The organism is Mesobacillus stamsii, assembly GCF_030814065.1.
Lineage (GTDB): Bacteria > Bacillota > Bacilli > Bacillales > Cytobacillaceae > Mesobacillus > Mesobacillus stamsii.
In genome coordinates this window covers 1-16,444 of the sequence record NZ_JAUSUN010000017.1, presented here as the reverse complement: position 1 = coordinate 16,444, position 16,444 = coordinate 1, and the positions used below count along the sequence as shown (strand labels likewise).

The 16,444-nt window shown below is 43.3% G+C and carries 17 protein-coding genes and 1 other annotated feature; of the genes, 16 read left to right on the top strand and 1 reads right to left on the bottom strand.

Annotated elements, in window-relative coordinates; translation table 11 throughout:
• The first annotated feature begins 431 nt into the window (after positions 1–431).
• The 14 genes from J2S25_RS13275 to J2S25_RS13210 all read left to right on the top strand — a co-directional run bounded on the left by J2S25_RS13275 (position 432) and on the right by J2S25_RS13210 (position 14,699).
• A complete protein-coding gene (locus J2S25_RS13275) occupies positions 432–1,505 on the top strand; it encodes an AI-2E family transporter (RefSeq protein ID WP_044395262.1) in 1,074 nt (357 codons plus the stop codon).
• Between the two features lie 70 nt (positions 1,506–1,575).
• Positions 1,576–1,785: a binding site (T-box leader), on the top strand.
• 401 nt (positions 1,786–2,186) lie between these two features.
• The gene (alaS, locus tag J2S25_RS13270; protein WP_044394426.1) at positions 2,187–4,820 is read left to right on the top strand and encodes an alanine--tRNA ligase; all 2,634 of its coding nucleotides are present in this window, start codon (positions 2,187–2,189) and stop codon (positions 4,818–4,820) included.
• An 80-nt stretch (positions 4,821–4,900) separates the two neighbouring features.
• Positions 4,901–5,170, top strand: coding sequence for an IreB family regulatory phosphoprotein (locus J2S25_RS13265; protein WP_044394425.1), 270 nt, complete (start codon positions 4,901–4,903; stop codon positions 5,168–5,170).
• A 1-nt stretch (position 5,171) separates the two neighbouring features.
• Entirely contained in the window at positions 5,172–5,588 is a 417-nt protein-coding gene (gene ruvX / locus J2S25_RS13260) for a Holliday junction resolvase RuvX (RefSeq protein ID WP_044394424.1), read from the top strand.
• A 15-nt stretch (positions 5,589–5,603) separates the two neighbouring features.
• On the top strand, positions 5,604–5,891 hold the full coding sequence (locus tag J2S25_RS13255; RefSeq protein ID WP_044394423.1) for a DUF1292 domain-containing protein: 288 nt from the start codon (positions 5,604–5,606) through the stop codon (positions 5,889–5,891).
• Between the two features lie 206 nt (positions 5,892–6,097).
• Positions 6,098–7,249, top strand: coding sequence for an endolytic transglycosylase MltG (mltG, locus tag J2S25_RS13250; protein WP_044394422.1), 1,152 nt, complete (start codon positions 6,098–6,100; stop codon positions 7,247–7,249).
• A gap of 274 nt (positions 7,250–7,523) precedes the next feature.
• Positions 7,524–8,162, top strand: coding sequence for an O-methyltransferase (locus J2S25_RS13245; RefSeq protein ID WP_044394421.1), 639 nt, complete (start codon positions 7,524–7,526; stop codon positions 8,160–8,162).
• 5 nt (positions 8,163–8,167) lie between these two features.
• Entirely contained in the window at positions 8,168–9,097 is a 930-nt protein-coding gene (locus J2S25_RS13240; RefSeq protein WP_044394420.1) for a peptidase U32 family protein, read from the top strand.
• Positions 9,098–9,125: 28 nt separating this feature from the next.
• Positions 9,126–10,394, top strand: a complete 1,269-nt coding sequence (locus tag J2S25_RS13235; protein ID WP_044394419.1) for a peptidase U32 family protein — start codon at positions 9,126–9,128, stop codon at positions 10,392–10,394.
• A 3-nt stretch (positions 10,395–10,397) separates the two neighbouring features.
• Entirely contained in the window at positions 10,398–11,033 is a 636-nt protein-coding gene (udk, locus tag J2S25_RS13230; RefSeq protein WP_044394418.1) for a uridine kinase, read from the top strand.
• Positions 11,034–11,233: 200 nt separating this feature from the next.
• Positions 11,234–11,710, top strand: a complete 477-nt coding sequence (gene greA / locus J2S25_RS13225) for a transcription elongation factor GreA (protein ID WP_044394417.1) — start codon at positions 11,234–11,236, stop codon at positions 11,708–11,710.
• Positions 11,711–11,767: 57 nt separating this feature from the next.
• A complete protein-coding gene (locus J2S25_RS13220) occupies positions 11,768–13,549 on the top strand; it encodes a peptidoglycan D,D-transpeptidase FtsI family protein (RefSeq protein WP_307192118.1) in 1,782 nt (593 codons plus the stop codon).
• An 84-nt stretch (positions 13,550–13,633) separates the two neighbouring features.
• Complete coding sequence (locus J2S25_RS13215) at positions 13,634–14,305, top strand: YrrS family protein (RefSeq protein ID WP_052807032.1); 672 nt, start codon at positions 13,634–13,636, stop codon at positions 14,303–14,305.
• A gap of 139 nt (positions 14,306–14,444) precedes the next feature.
• On the top strand, positions 14,445–14,699 hold the full coding sequence (locus tag J2S25_RS13210) for a YrhC family protein (RefSeq protein WP_241768507.1): 255 nt from the start codon (positions 14,445–14,447) through the stop codon (positions 14,697–14,699).
• 310 nt (positions 14,700–15,009) lie between these two features.
• Here J2S25_RS13210 and sigK read toward each other — a convergent pair whose 3' ends face one another.
• Complete coding sequence (gene sigK / locus J2S25_RS13205) at positions 15,010–15,732, bottom strand: RNA polymerase sporulation sigma factor SigK (protein WP_044394414.1); 723 nt, start codon at positions 15,730–15,732, stop codon at positions 15,010–15,012.
• A gap of 254 nt (positions 15,733–15,986) precedes the next feature.
• Between sigK and tnpA the strand changes: the two genes are divergently transcribed.
• Both tnpA and J2S25_RS20055 read left to right on the top strand, forming a co-directional pair.
• Positions 15,987–16,385, top strand: coding sequence for an IS200/IS605 family transposase (gene tnpA, locus J2S25_RS13200; protein ID WP_307192117.1), 399 nt, complete (start codon positions 15,987–15,989; stop codon positions 16,383–16,385).
• A gap of 10 nt (positions 16,386–16,395) precedes the next feature.
• The coding region (locus tag J2S25_RS20055) for a helix-turn-helix domain-containing protein (protein WP_369293529.1) at positions 16,396–16,444 on the top strand (49 nt) is incomplete at its 3' end.

Sequence of the window (16,444 nt, the reverse complement as noted above, 5' to 3'; positions counted from 1 at the left end):
AAGATACAAGTTTGAACAAAGAGGTTGCCCGACGGCTTTAAGGTAAGAAATCCCATCCAATTTGCTGACAGTCTGATAAATTTCAAGCATTTTCTTCATGTGAAATCTCTTTCGAACCAAATAAGCCGTATTGGTGCCCAAAAAATCCAGAAATCGGGAAAAGAGGTAACCAATGAGCTGTATTAGTGCCCGAAAAATCCAGAAACTAGGAAAAGAGGTAACCAATGATCCATATTGGTGCCCAAATTGACCTTTTCACATAAATACACCTAGCATACGATCATCTCTGTTCTGATTAAATTCCGTCTCAAGGAGGAGAAGGAAACGGCGAGTAGAGAGGTGCTTGCCACTAGGAAGTTGCGACAATCTTTTTCTTAGGTATAATCCCTCTCCTTTCTCTCAAGAATAAACGAGAGGGAGGGCGACTAAAAGTGAATATCCAAATGAAATGGTACTACCGGCTTGGATTTCTTCTCCTTTTGTTTATTGTTCTGTTCGTTTTCATGAAGCTGCAAGCATTGTGGATTCCGGTGCTGCATATTGTTGGATCGCTGCTGATTCCATTTTTGCTAGCTGCTTTCATTACATATCTGCTTCACCCGATCGTGGAATCTCTTAACCAAAGGGGGCTGCATCGGGGACTATCAATTTTGATTATATATATTTTCTTTTTTGGCGGTGCTGGATTTGCCTTTTATAAAGGGATTCCCGCTTTAATCTATCAGCTGCGCGACTTAACAGAGAACGCTCCTGCTTTTGCCGAACAATATAAACAAATGGTCAACAATGTCGTAAACGAGACCTCGACATGGCCTGCAGGAATTCATGAAAGAATAGAAGATGGAATCAACAGCATGGAGCAGTGGCTGGACGATGTGCTTGCCGCAACGATGTCCTTTTTGATGGAAATTGTCAATTCTATTTTGACGATTGCGGTAATTCCGTTCATTGCCTTTTACATGCTTAAGGACTTCAAGGCGATGAAAAAAGCGGCGTGGTACATGACTCCAAGGCAATGGAGGCAGCAAGGTGCAAGATTTCTCCATGAAGTAGACAAGTCACTCGGCAGTTATATAAGAGGTCAGCTTCTCGTCTGCCTGATTATTGGCGTGCTCTCTTCCTTTTTTTTCTGGTTTGCAGGCATTAAGTACTCCCTCCTACTTGGGGCCATTGTCGGAATCACCAATGTCATACCGTATTTTGGTCCGCTGATCGGAGCGATTCCGGCTGTCATCATTGCCGCGACAATGTCCGTGAAAATGGTGCTCTTGTCACTTGTGATCGTCTTTTCGCTGCAATTTCTGGAAGGCAACATCTTGTCCCCGTTGATAGTAGGAAAAAGCCTGCACATGCATCCATTAATGATTATGTTCGCTTTGCTGGCCGGGGAAGAAGTGGGAGGCATTCTAGGACTTATTTTGGCAGTTCCTGTCCTCGTGATAATAAGGGCGGCACTGATTCATGCCAGAGATCATATCATTCATGAAAGAAGAAAGTTCCTCTGAGATAATTTTTTGCCAGGGACGTTTGACAAACGCAGTACTGCTATATATAATTCGGCTATAGATAAATATTCAAAAAATGGAGAAGGAACGAGTATGTTATAGTCCATCGACCAGAGAGGGATTCCTAGGCTGAAAGAATTCCCGGTGAAGGATAACAGAATGCTATTCCGGAGTGCAGGAAAAACCTGCCGTGAGCTGCGTTAAGGCGTCATTGAGAGATGGGCGTGATTTTTTGCGTTCATAATCAGGGTGGTACCGCGAGTAAGCTCTCGTCCCTGTCCAGGGATGAGGGCTTTTTTTGTTTAGGAAATTATAAAATTATTTAGTTGTGGCTAACTACTTGTGGTTTTCTTAATCCAGCTCCAGCGCCTAGCCCCTCGAGTCGCTTGTCTAGTGTCGCCTCCTAGAAACTCCGAAACTTCAACTCCACTGGCAGAAGCAAAGAGCGCTTCTACCGTTGAGTCTCCAGTTTCTGCGTTTCTGGGCAGTCGGCTATACTTTTCGGTTTCGGTCCGCCCAATGAAGTCAAAGAACGACTTCATTGGGCGGACCTCTGAGGCACAGGATGTGCTAGACCCGTCAGCCACAGGACGTGGCGTCCTAGGCGGACAGCGCTTGTCGGGGCTGACCAGGCACTTGCGCTTTTTTGTTGTCCAAACAATGATTTAGGAGGTTAGTTTGATGAAAAAATTAACTGGTGCAGAAATTAGAAGAATGTTTCTCGAATATTTTAAGGAGCATGACCATGCCATCGAGCCGAGTGCATCGCTTGTTCCGCACGAAGATCCGTCTCTTCTGTGGATCAACAGCGGGGTAGCGACTTTGAAAAAGTATTTTGATGGACGAGTTGTGCCAGAAAACCCAAGAATCACGAATGCACAGAAATCGATTCGGACAAATGATATTGAAAATGTCGGCAAAACAGCGCGCCACCATACCTTCTTTGAAATGCTCGGCAATTTTTCGATCGGTGACTATTTCAAAGATGAAGCAATTGAATTTGCATGGGAATTTCTTACAAGTGAAAAATGGATCGGTTTTGACCCTGAGAAATTATCGGTGACCGTTCATCCGGAAGATGATGAAGCCTATCTCATCTGGAAGGAGAAAGTCGGTATGCCCGAAGAACGGATCATCCGTTTGGAGGGGAACTTCTGGGATATTGGCGAAGGTCCGAGCGGTCCAAACACAGAGATTTTCTATGACAGAGGGCCTGAATACGGAGACGACCCTCTAGACCCTGAGCTGTACCCAGGCGGTGAAAATGATCGCTACCTTGAAGTCTGGAATCTTGTGTTCTCAGAATTCAACCATAATCCGGATGGCACGTATACACCGCTTCCAAAGAAAAACATTGATACCGGTATGGGCCTTGAACGCATGGCATCTGTGGTCCAGGATGTTCCGACAAACTTTGAAACAGATTTGTTCTTGCCAATTATTAAAGCGACCGAAGAAATTTCCGGTGAAAAATTCGGACAATCTAGGGAGAAAGATGAGGCTTTCAAAGTTATTGCAGACCACATCCGTACAGTAGCATTCGCTGTCGGTGACGGTGCCCTTCCTTCCAATGAAGGCCGCGGCTATGTACTGCGTCGTTTATTGCGCCGCGCTGTTCGTTACGCTAAAAAGCTAACTATCAATCGACCATTTATGTTTGAGCTGGTGCCGGTAGTGGGTGAAATCATGGAAGATTTTTATCCAGAGGTAAACGAAAAAACCGACTTTATCCAAAAGGTGATCAAACATGAGGAAGAACGTTTTCATGAAACATTAACGGAAGGCCTCGGGATCCTTTCTGAGTTGATCAAGAATGAAAAGCAAAAAGGCAGCGGCAAAATTCAGGGGGAGGATGTCTTCAGACTTTATGACACATACGGCTTCCCAGTCGAGCTGACGGAAGAGTATGCTGCGGAAGAAGGGCTAAAGATCGACCATGAAGGCTTCGCAAGAGAAATGGAGCTGCAGCGCAAAAGAGCCCGTACAGCTCGCCACGAGATCGGTTCCATGCAAGTCCAAGGCGGCGTGCTTGGCGATATGAAAGAGAGCAGTGAGTTTGTCGGATATGATCAATTACAAACCAACAGCAAAATCGTGGCAATTATAAGGGATGGTCAGCTCTCAGAACAAGCTCAGGCCGGCGATGAAATTCATTTTATCCTGGACATTACACCTTTCTATGCAGAAAGCGGCGGACAAATCGCTGACAAAGGGACTGTAGAAGCAAGTGGAATGAGGATTTCCGTAAAGGATGTAAAGAAAGCTCCAAACGGACAAAATCTTCATCATGCTGTTGTAGAAGAAGGGACAGTAACGAAGGGGCTTGAAGTAACAGCAATCGTTGATCAGGAAAACCGTGCGAGAATCATCAAGAACCATACTGCAACACACTTGCTCCACCAGGCGTTGAAGGATGTGCTGGGAGATCATGTAAATCAAGCAGGTTCACTAGTCGAACCTGATAGATTGCGTTTCGATTTCTCTCATTTTGGGCAGGTTACTGCTGAAGAGCTGGAAAAAGTAGAAACAATCGTCAATGAGAAAATTTGGAAAAACATCGAAGTGAACACAAGCTTTCAGCCGATTGCGGAAGCAAAAGCAATGGGTGCAATGGCGTTGTTCGGTGAAAAATACGGTGAAATCGTCCGTGTCGTAAAAGTCGGCGATTATAGTCTTGAGTTATGTGGCGGTTGCCATGTTCCGAATACCTCTGTCATCGGTTTGTTTAAAATTGTTTCCGAGAGTGGCATCGGAGCTGGGACAAGAAGGATTGAAGCCGTAACGGGAGAGTCTGCATACAAAGTACTTAACGATCAACTCAGCGTTCTGAAGGATGCTGCAGGCAAGTTGAAGACTGCACCGAAGGAAGTATCGAACCGTATGGATGCCTTACTAGCTGAAATCAAGCAGCTGCAGCGTGAAAATGAATCTCTTGCAGCCAAATTGGGTACTATTGAAGCAGGAAGCCTTGCCTCTCAGGTAAAAGAAATCAACGGGATCCAATTGCTTGCTGCACGCGTACAGGCTTCTGACATGAACAGCCTGCGAAATATTGCTGATGACCTAAAGCAAAAGCTTGGTTCAGCAATCATTTTGCTTGGAATGACTGATGGCAGCAAAGTGAACTTGATTGCTGCTGTAACGGATGATTTGATTAAAAAAGGCTATCAGGCTGGAAAACTGATCAAGGAAGCAGCGGCAATTTGCGGCGGTGGGGGAGGCGGCCGGCCGGATATGGCCCAGGCTGGCGGTAAAGACCCTTCAAAACTCGACAATGCGCTTCAATATGCCGAAAAATGGGTAAAATCAATTTGATATAAAAGGAAAGTAGTGTAGAATGAAGATATCATGAAGAAAAATTTTACCTGCCATTTCCTGAAAGTGAGGTGCATTCGATGAGCTCGTTTGATAAAACGATGAGATTTAATTTTCCCGAAGAGCCTTTTGAGCATGATGTCAACGAAGTCCTGCTGCAGGTATATGAAGCGCTGCAGGAAAAGGGATATAACCCGATCAACCAGATTGTCGGATATTTGCTCTCAGGCGACCCGGCCTATATTCCTCGCCATCGGGATGCCCGAAACATCATCCGCAAGCTGGAGCGAGATGAAATTATCGAGGAACTGGTTAAATCCTACTTAAGGAATCATCGAGAGGGGAAATAAATTGAGGATTTTGGGACTCGATGTTGGCTCGAAAACGGTCGGCATAGCCATGAGCGATGAATTCGGCTGGACAGCTCAAGGACTTGAAACATTGAAAATAAACGAAGAAGAAAATGTATTTGGTTTCAATGAAATTGGTAAAATAATAAAAGACAATGAAGTCAGCAAAGTAGTGGTTGGATTTCCGAAGAATATGAACGGGACGATTGGTCCGCGCGGGAAAGCAAGTCAGTTTTATGCCCGTGAACTGGAAGATAGATTTGGCGTTCAAACGATTTTATGGGACGAGCGTCTGACGACAGTGGCAGCCGAGAGAGTTTTGATCGAGGCGGACGTAAGCCGCAAAAAACGAAAGAAGGTCATCGATAAGATGGCTGCTGTTATGATTTTACAAGGCTATTTGAACAGCCAAAATTAAATTGAGGTGACTACAATGGATCATGGAGAAAACAATATTACAGTAGTAGACGAAAACGGCAACGAACAATTATGTGAAGTTCTTTTTACTTTTGATTCCGAGGAGTTCGGAAAATCATATGTGCTTTATTATCCAATTGGTGCAGAGGATAACGATGAGGAAGAAATCGAAATTCATGCTTCTGCGTTCATGCCAACAGAAGATAATGATGATGGCGAACTTATGCCGATCGAAACGGATGAAGAGTGGGACATGATTGAAGAAATGCTTGAAACCTTCCTCGCAGAGCAAGACGAAGAATAGGATTCGAAAATCTGGACCAGGCGAATAACTGCCTGGTCCTTTTCTATTTGCCGATAAATTCGGGCAAATTTCGTCCTGAAATTCTACAAGAAACGGCTTTTTTCGTAATTATTTGCAAATAGCAATATAAAATATAGTATAATAGTTCGAGATGTGACAATAGAGAGTATCCAGGAAGTAAGTTTTGTTATCTGGAGGGGGAACATATGTCTGACGAAAAGAATATCCAGGATCCGAAAAAAAATAAAAAAAAGTGGATTACCGAAAAGCTGATAGAACAGCAGAATGAGGCGAAAATAGTGAGGAAAATAGTTTTCATTACTGCTCTCGTGGCTTTCTTGCTCATCGTAGCAATCGGCGGCGGTGGGTATTACTACATTACCGAAGCATTGAAGCCTGTTGAAGAAAACAGCAAGAACACTATTGAGGTCACGATTCCTATTGGTTCGTCTACAACAGGTATTGGGCAAATACTTGAGGAAAAAGGGATCATAAGGGATGCCCGGGTTTTCAAGTATTATGTAAAGTTCAAAAATGAAGCAGGCTTTATGGCTGGTGATTATAAAATGAACCCGTCGATGACGCTGCCTGAAATCATTACAAGTTTGAAAACAGGGAAAGTTATGGAGGAAGTGGTCATGAAGATCACAATCCCAGAAGGAAAGCAGTTAAAGCAAATCGCTGGGATCATTGCTGAAAAAACTCAACAGGATGAGGAAGCGATTTTCCAACAGCTGAATGATCGAGCATTCGTCAAAACCTTAATAGAGAAATATCCTGATGTCCTTAGTGATGAAATTCTCAAGGAAAATGTCAAGTACCCGTTAGAAGGGTATCTGTTCCCGGCTACCTATCCGTTTTCCTCTGAAAAACCGACAGTCGAGGAAATTGTTACGGTCATGCTGACAAAAACGAAGGAAGTATTAGCTGAATTCGGAGGACAAATGGAAGAAAAAAATATGTCTGTTCATGAATTAATGACAATGGCATCACTCATTGAAGAGGAAGCAACCGAACAAGCCGATCGCGATAAGATCGCCAGTGTCTTTTATAATCGCCTAGCAAAGGGGATGATGCTGCAGACAGACCCGACCGTCTTGTATGCACATGGGGAACATAAAGATCGCGTCTATTTCCAGGATCTTGAAATAGATGACCCTTATAATACCTATAAAATTCAGGGACTGCCACCCGGTCCTATCGCCAATCCAGGCGTCATGTCCATTCAAGCTGCTCTTGTACCAGCTGAAACAGACGATCTTTATTTCATTGCGACGTCCACTGGAGAGGTGCTCTTCTCAAAGACACTGGACGAGCATAATCGAAAAGTGAACGAACATATTACCAATAAAAAGTGACATCCTTATTTGGGAAATGCAGAATGATTCGCACTTCCCTTCTTTTTGTGGTAAAATTATTCAAGTGTTTTTTACTAGACCATGTTACTGTCTGGCGTCCGATCCAGTTACTATTCGATAGCGTGCATCACAGATGACGGAGTGAAGCTTTTAAGTTAATGGACCTGACTGTTTTTCTCTGTTAATTTGTGAACGCTATTTTTTTCATGCCTCGACAGTCATGCGAAATTTTACTCCGGCTTTTTTTTAGCCATCTGAATGGAGGTAAGGCAGCTTGCTGAACGAAGAGCTGCAAAATTATATAGATTCTTTCATACAGCCTAGGGATGGCGTTTTTTTCGACATGGAAGAGTATGCGAAGCTTCACGGTGTTCCGATTATGGAACCCGCTGGTATCGAAACGATGCTCCAGCTTCTAAGAATTCAGCAGCCAGAATCAATCTTGGAAATCGGAACAGCCATTGGCTACTCTGCAATGAGAATGGCATCCGCGCTGCCTAAGTCTCATATCATCACAATGGAACGCGATGAAGACCGCTGTCAACTTGCTGCCGAGTATATGAAACGGGCCGGCATGCAGGAGCAAATCACCCTTATGAAAGGGGATGCGCTTGAGCTTGAAGCGGAAGCTGCCGTCCATGCTCCATTTGACGCAATTTTTATTGATGCAGCCAAAGGCCAGTATAAGCGCTTTTTTGAACGTTACTCCAGGTATTTGAAGCCTGGGGGAATAATCATTACGGACAACATCCTGTTTAAAGGTCTTGTATATAACCATGAATCGGCAAGCAAAAGAGCCCGTAGCCTGGCAAAAAAAATAGACGAATTCAATCGCTGGCTTGTTGCTAATGAGGAATATGATACGATCATCCTTCCTATTGGTGATGGGGTGGCGGTTAGTAAGATGAGGTGAACGGAATGAAGAAACCCGAATTATTGGTGACGCCAACAAGTGTTAATAACATTATTCCATTGGCGGAAGCCGGGGCAGATGCGTACCTGATTGGAGAACAAAAATTCGGATTGCGTCTTGCTGGTGAGTTCAACCGTGAGGACGTAAAACGAGCGATTGAATTGGCGCACTCAAAAGGGAAGAAAGTGTATGTAGCTATGAACGCATTATTCCATAATGAAAAAGTGGACTTGCTTGGTGAATACCTTACCTTCCTTACCGATGTGAAAGCAGATGGAGTCACGTTTGGCGATCCTGCTGTTTTAATGGCAGCAAAGGAAAATGCTCCGGAAATGAAGCTTCATTGGAGCACGGAAACTACAGGAACGAACTGGTATACTTGCAATTATTGGGGAAGGAAGGGTGCCAAGCGTGCTGTCCTTGCGAGAGAAATCAACATGGATGCGATCGTTGAAATCAAGGAAAATGCTGAGGTGGAAATTGAGGTCCAGGTTCACGGTATGATGAACATGTTCCAGTCGAAGCGTCCGCTCCTTGGCCATTACTTTGAATATCAAGGAAAGGCTTTGGCAGTAGAAAATCGCAGACAGGAAAGCAATATGTTTCTCCATGATAAAGAGCGTGAAAATAAGTATCCGATTTTCGAGGATGAAAATGGGACGCACATCATGAGCCCAAATGATATTTGCATTATTGATGAGTTGACTGAGCTAGTGGAATCTGGGGTTGATTCTCTTAAAGTGGATGGGATTTTGAAGAGCCCTGACTATATTTTGGAAGTTACAAGGCTATACCGAAAAGCCATTGATTTAGCAGTGGAAAAACCGGAGCAATACGACGAAGAAAAGGACAGCTTGCTAAAAGCGGCAGAAGCACTACAGCCGCTAAATCGCCCGCTCGATACAGGATTCTTTTTCAAGGAAACGGTTTATTAACAGCAAGAATGAGAAGGAGGTTGCTAAAATGGCAGCAATAGCAGACAAAATTTCGCAAATTGTCGATGGGAAACGGATCATCGTGAAAAAACCAGAACTGCTTGCTCCAGCCGGAAATCTTGAAAAACTTAAGATTGCCGTCCACTACGGTGCAGATGCCGTTTTTATTGGCGGGCAAGAATATGGTTTGCGTTCGAATGCGGATAATTTCACCTTTGAGGAAATGAAGGAAGGCGTCGAGTTCGCCAAAAAATATGGCGCGAAAATTTATGTTACCACTAATATATTTGCACATAACGATAACATCGATGGTCTCGAAGACTATCTATTAGGCTTGAAGGGTGCTGGTGTCAACGGCATCATCGTAGCCGATCCTTTGATCATAGAAACTTGCCGCAAGGTAGCTCCGGAAATCGAAGTCCACTTGAGTACACAGCAATCCCTTTCCAACTGGAAGGCTATCCAGTTCTGGAAGGAAGAAGGACTGGAGCGTGTTGTGCTTGCACGGGAAACAAGTGCAGTGGAAATCGAGGAAATGAAGCAAAAGGTGGATATCGAAATCGAAACCTTCATCCATGGTGCCATGTGCATTGCCTATTCTGGACGCTGTACCTTGAGCAATCACATGACAGCCCGGGATTCAAACCGTGGCGGCTGCTGTCAGTCCTGCCGCTGGGACTATGATTTGTACACACTTGAAGGAACAGAGGAAAACCCTTTGTTTGCTGAGGGCGATGCACCTTTTGCGATGAGCCCAAAGGACTTAAAACTAATTGAGTCGATCCCACGTTTGATTGAGCTAGGAATTGACAGTCTAAAGATCGAAGGCCGCATGAAGTCTATTCACTATATTGCAACGGTTGTCAGCGTTTACCGAAAAGTGATCGATGCTTATTGTGATGATCCTGAAAACTTTGTGATCAAGCAGGAATGGCTCGAGGAATTGGACAAATGTGCCAACCGCGAGACAGCATCTGCCTTTTTCGAGGGGGTCCCAGGGTATAAGGAGCAAATGTTTGGAAACCATAGCAAAAAGACAACCTTCGATTTTGCCGGCCTTGTGCTTGATTACGATGCTGAGGAACAAATGGTGACACTTCAGCAAAGGAACTACTTCAAACCTGGGGATGAGGTTGAATTTTTTGGACCAGAAATCGAGAACTTCACCCATGTGATCGATAAGATTTGGGATGAAGCTGGAAATGAACTCGATGTGGCCCGCCATCCGCTGCAAATCGTCAAATTCAAGATGGACAAGCCTGTCTACCCAAATAACATGATGCGGAAGGAGAAGTAGGAAATGTACCGCAAACCTGTTGTGATTGGTGTAGCCGGCGGCTCAGGCTCAGGCAAGACAAGCGTGACCAAGGCGATTTATGATAGCTTTAAGAGTCAATCCATCCTAATGATTGAACAGGATTATTATTATAAGGATCAAAGCCACCTGCCGATGGAGCAGCGTTTAAAGACAAATTACGACCATCCTTTGGCATTTGACAATGACCTTTTAATAAAACATATTCAAAAGCTGCTTCAGCACGAGCCGGTCGAGAAGCCAGTTTACGATTATTCCATCCACACTCGCTCAAACGAAGTCATCTATGTGGAACCAAAGGATGTTATCATTTTGGAAGGCATTTTGATTCTCGAGGACGAGAGATTACGCGATTTGATGGACATCAAGCTCTATGTAGACACGGATGCCGATCTGCGGATCATCCGCAGACTGCTGCGTGACATAAAAGAGCGCGGACGCTCAATGGATTCAGTTATAGAACAGTACGTAAATGTGGTAAGACCAATGCATAACCAGTTCATTGAACCGACCAAGCGTTATGCGGATGTGGTTATTCCCGAAGGCGGTCACAATCATGTCGCAATTGACCTCATGGTAACAAAAATTCAAACAATTCTTGAACAAAAATCATTTTTGTGACACAATAGCATAGATAATATAGACATGGAAGTACTTGCAAAGAGTGCTTCCTTTTGTCCAAAGAGATAAATGGCCAGAAATGGCCCTTTTTCCATCGCGCGCCCTGGTAAGGCGGCGCTTCTGTATATTTTTAAGGATACATAAGATAATAGTACACAATCTATTTGGGGATTTGTGAAGACTAGAAGGAGTGAAGTATTTTGGCAATAGAAAAAGTTTTTCCGATGACACAGGCAGGAAAAGAAAAGCTTGAACATGAATTGGAACAATTAAAAACCGTTAAACGAAAAGAAGTAGTGGAGAGAATCAAGATTGCTCGCAGCTTCGGTGATCTTTCAGAGAACTCTGAATATGATTCTGCAAAAGAGGAACAAGCTTTTGTAGAAGGGCGGATCACGACGCTTGAAAATATGATTCGCAATGCAAAAATCATCAAGGAAGATGAACTGAGTACAGATGCTGTCAGTCTTGGCCGCACGGTCACTTTTGTCGAGCTTCCTGATGGCGATGAAGAATCTTATACCGTCGTTGGAAGTGCCGAAGCGGATCCATTTGAGGGCAAAATTTCAAATGACTCACCAATTGCGAAGAGCCTGATGGGCAAAAAAGTCGGGGACGAGGTAACTGTGCAAACTCCTGGCGGCGAAATGAACGTCCGTATCACTTCTATTAAGTAACAACCTATAGGTTTGAAACTCCAACACCTCGTCAACACTTTTGATGAGGTGTTTTTTATGCATAAAAAAAGAATGACTGCCTGGATTTCCATCTGTCTCGCAGTCTTTGGCCTATTGATTTTTCGGCTGGCGCAGCTGCAGCTAATTGATACAGAATCATTTTCTAAACATCATATTAATTTAATCGAAGCAAGCGTGAAGCAAAGGTCTCAGGAAATGGTAGTGGACAACGGAAGAGGAAATTTCGTGGATCGTAATGGGGAATCTTTGTCCTATGAGCTTGCGTCCGTGCTCGTCTTGTTTCCGTTTTTAAAGAAAATGGACTGGGAAGCGGATAGGGTGGCAGAAGTGATTGGTGTCTCTGAATACGCTTTGAAAACAGAAGTGGAGGAGTCGGATGAACCATTTGCTTTTGGAGATCCAGATCCTGTGATCCTGACAAGGAAGCAAATGGAGATCATTAATGAAATGGGGATTCCTGGTGTATTCGCGGTTGAACGTAAATATCCAATGGAAAAAGTGCCGGCTGCGCAGCTTGTTGGAATCATAGGCGAAAATGAAGCTGCCCTAAAAGCAAGATACGGCAAGAAGGAATTTATGCCTAGGACGTTGATCGGGCTCTCAGGTCTGGAAAAAAGCTTCGATGAGTTCCTCGTTGCGGAAGGGAATTCAAAGCTTGTATACCATGTCGATGGCGAAGGAGCGCCATTATTCGGAATTAATGTGAAATACAGTGAACCGGCCAATCCATTCTATCCAATTAATGTGCAGACATCGATCGATAAAGATTTGCAAATCATCCTTGAGGAAAAAGTGGATCAATACAAAATCAAAAAAGGCGGAGCCGTCCTGTTAGATATTGAGACAAACAGCATTTTAGCAATGGTTTCAAGACCCGTCATCAATCCATCAAAACCCTATACGGATGAAGGGGTGGAAAATATGATGGTGAAACAACATATTCCAGGGTCCGTGTTCAAAACGGTGGTGGCTACGGCTGCGATTGATAATGGACTTGATGACCCATCCAGGACGTTTGATTGCAGCAAGACCATCAATGGGGAAACAGATACGAAATATCAACATGGAAACCTTTCTTTCCAAGATAGCTTCGCAGTCAGCTGCAACCGTACTTTTGGCGAATTAGCCCAAGAATTACAGAAGCAGGATGATCATATACTGGAAAGGTATGCGGAAATGCTGTCCATTACAGGAGGAACAGGATGGACAGGGAATATTTTTCATCTAGAGGGTTTCAAACAGCTTCAGGATGAGGAGACAGGAAAAGTGTTCTTGTCGAATGAAGCAAGGAAGGATATGAATTTTGCTGCACTGTCAGGAATTGGCCAGCACGAAGTAAGAGTTTCCCCGCTCGCTGTCGCCAACATGATGGCGACAATCGCCAGAGGGGGGGGAAAGGAGATGGTCAGGGCCGTTCTGTCCATCCAATATCAAAATGGCACGAAAATGACTGAGTTCCCGAAAAAGGAACTGCCAGGGGAGCAGATTTCTCCTTATACTGCCATGAAAGTCCAAAAGTTACTACGAGAGGTCATTGTAAACGAAGAGGGAACTGGCAGATGGTTTCAGGACTTGCCGTATAAAGTTGCAGGGAAATCTGGAACAGCTGAAACAGGCAGATATGAAAACACTAAGCAATTGCATAATAAATGGTTCGCGGGTTATTTTCCATTTGAAAATCCAAAGTATGCACTTGTGACTGTCAATTTAGATGTATTCGCGGATGAAGGAGGAGTGAATCCTCTTTTCGCGGATATAGTTAAGGAGGTCTATCAATTCGACCACGGGACATCCGCTGAAGGGCCTAAAACCGAGTGAAACAAGCTAAATGAATAGAAAATCCTTCAAGTTTGCTCTGAGTCATGGTAGAATGTTGACAACCTTAAAAGGGAGGGAAAGATCTTGAAGAATGATTATGACAGCCTAAATGAGGGAATGCGCTCACGGCAAAGGGCAAAGCGCAGAAAAACGAACCTGATTTTAAATAGCTTGATTGTTATTGTGATATTGTTAATTGGCATTGTTTCCTATAATATTTTTTTCAGCAATGAGAAAGGCGCGGTCGACCAAAACAATGTGACAGCAAAAAAGGATCAGGCTTCAGCCTCTCCAGAGAAACAAGCAAGTAAAAATAATGCAACCGCCAAAGAGGATAAAAGCTCCGAAACAAGTGCAGAAGGATCCAATTCTGAAAAAGCAAAGACAGCTTCTTCAGAGGAGCAGGCAGATCCAGTCGTAACGGAGGGCGGAAGTGATGCTAATGTAAAGCAAACGATTGAAAATCCAGGGTGGAAGCCAGTTGGCACAACGCAAACTGGAGATCACACCCCTGCGTTCGACGAAAGTACGGTGGATTGGCAGGAAATGATTCTTGCATACTCCTATGCAACTGGAATCGATAAAAACAATATGACTTTATGGTGGAATGAAAATGGAGGTGCGCCTAATACAGCAGTCGGAACGATTTCTGAAAAAGGCAGCGACCAGACTTTTAGAGTATGGATTCAATGGGTAGATGGCGAAGGCTGGAAACCGGTCAAGGTAGAAGAATTGATTCAAAATGATAAACGATAAACTTTTCACCTGCTGAAAATAGGCATAAACCATTCAGTTTGGTTCACCTGGTCATATACCAAAATTTACATGGGAAATACGTGTTTAAAACATGTTAAAGTAGGGATGTGGATAAGTCTATTAAATACAGGTGATGATAATGAAGGCAAAACAACTCTATGAAAAAATGATAGATTACAAGCAGTTTGCAACCACTCTGCTTGCAGTGGGAGTTTTCTTTTATATTGGGACGATCATTCCGTCAGAAACGACAGTAATGACAGATATATATATAGCAACTGGTGCATCCATCGCATTCCTTACTGGCTCGATCCTATGCTTTGCTGTTGCAAAAAAATATCGCAATCAGCTAACTGAAACAGAGGAAGGTCAGGATTTACTAATGAAAAAGTAATCGCATCTAAATTCGATGTCTTTGCGGAATTGCTTATCACAGTAAAAAAGCGATCCATCGTTAACAGAATGTTCACATCCTATTCCTTTTAACAGCGTATTTATATGATAAATTTGCTGTAACAATGGTGTATGATAAGGGGTGTTGGGCATGTTCTTAATCGTAATGGGTTTGGTAATATGTGGCGCTGTTGGGTTGATCATTGCTGCAGAAGTAAGCGTAGAATAACAGAAAAAAGGCATCAATCACATGTGATTGATGCCTTTTCATTTTCTGTCCATCGCCAACATGACGGACTTTTCTATTATCTTCACTGCCCTTTATTCTTTTTCTTTTCCTTTTCAGCGCGATAAAACTCATGGAACATTTTCATCAATGCCCGTTTTTCAATTCTTGATACATAGCTTCTCGAGATGCCGAGTTCTTTGGCGATTTCCCGCTGGGTTTTCTCCTTCTTTAAATCAAGGCCGAAACGGCCAATAATAACCTCTTTTTCACGTTCATCGAGGACATCAATATACTCCTTCACTTTTTCAAGCTCCATATTGAGCTGGATGGTGTCAATAACATCTTCCGATTCAGATTTCAGGACGTCGATGAGCGAGATTTCGTTGCCCTCCTTGTCCTGTCCAATCGGGTCATGTAATGAAACATCCTTTTTTGTCTTCTTCAATGCTCTCAAATGCATGAGAATCTCGTTTTCTATACATCGCGCCGCATAGGTGGCTAGCTTGGTGCCCTTTGCTTCTGAATAACTTTCAATGGCCTTGATCAGTCCAATAGTTCCAATTGAAATCAAATCCTCAGAATCCTCACCGGTGTTTTCAAATTTCTTGACGATATGGGCGACAAGTCTCAGATTGTGTTCAATTAACATATTTCTTGCGTGAGTGTCGCCATCCGCCATCAATCTTAAGTACTTTCGCTCCTCAGCAGCAGACAACGGTTGAGGAAATGCATTGTTTTTAACATAAGAAACAAGAAGGATGACTTCTTTTAGGAGATACCCAAGTGCTGTCAGTATGCCAGACATGTTTCCACCCCCGCTTATTCAGGCTTTAGCCTATAATCAATTCCTATGTCTGAAGGAGGTTAATTGTGTCTGTCCTGCTGGATATTTTTATCGTTTTCCGACAGAAGACTCCCACCTCAATCGTGTGAAGGGCGAAGCCCAACGATAGGTGGGAGATGAATGTCGGTTAGGCGATAGCCTAAAGGCTTTGTTGTTGCCCACTTCATACCTTAATGATATAATCAGTCTTATATAAGAGAAAGGCTGATTTCACAATGAAATTAGACAGTAATAATCATTCAGTATTCTTAATGTATTATCATCTTGTACTAGTTGTGAAATATCGTAGAGAAGTATTTGATGTCAAAGTATCTGACTATGCTAAGGATATGTTTGTAAATCTAGGCGAGAAATACAATATCTCTCTAGTTGAGTGGAATCATGATAAAGACCATGTTCACATCCTGTTCAAAGCACATCCTAATACTGAATTATCAAAGTTCATCAATGCTTACAAAAGTGCTAGTTCGCGATTAATCAAAAAAGATTTTCCCAAGGTTAGAAAAAAACTGTGGAAAGAAATGTTTTGGTCAATAAGTTTTTGCTTACTAACTACTGGCGGTTCTCCCATCAATGTAGTTAAAAAATACATTGAAATTCAAGGAATGAAGTGAGGTGAAAACAATGTTAGTCAACAAGGCATACAAATTCCGTATCTATCCAACCAAAGAAC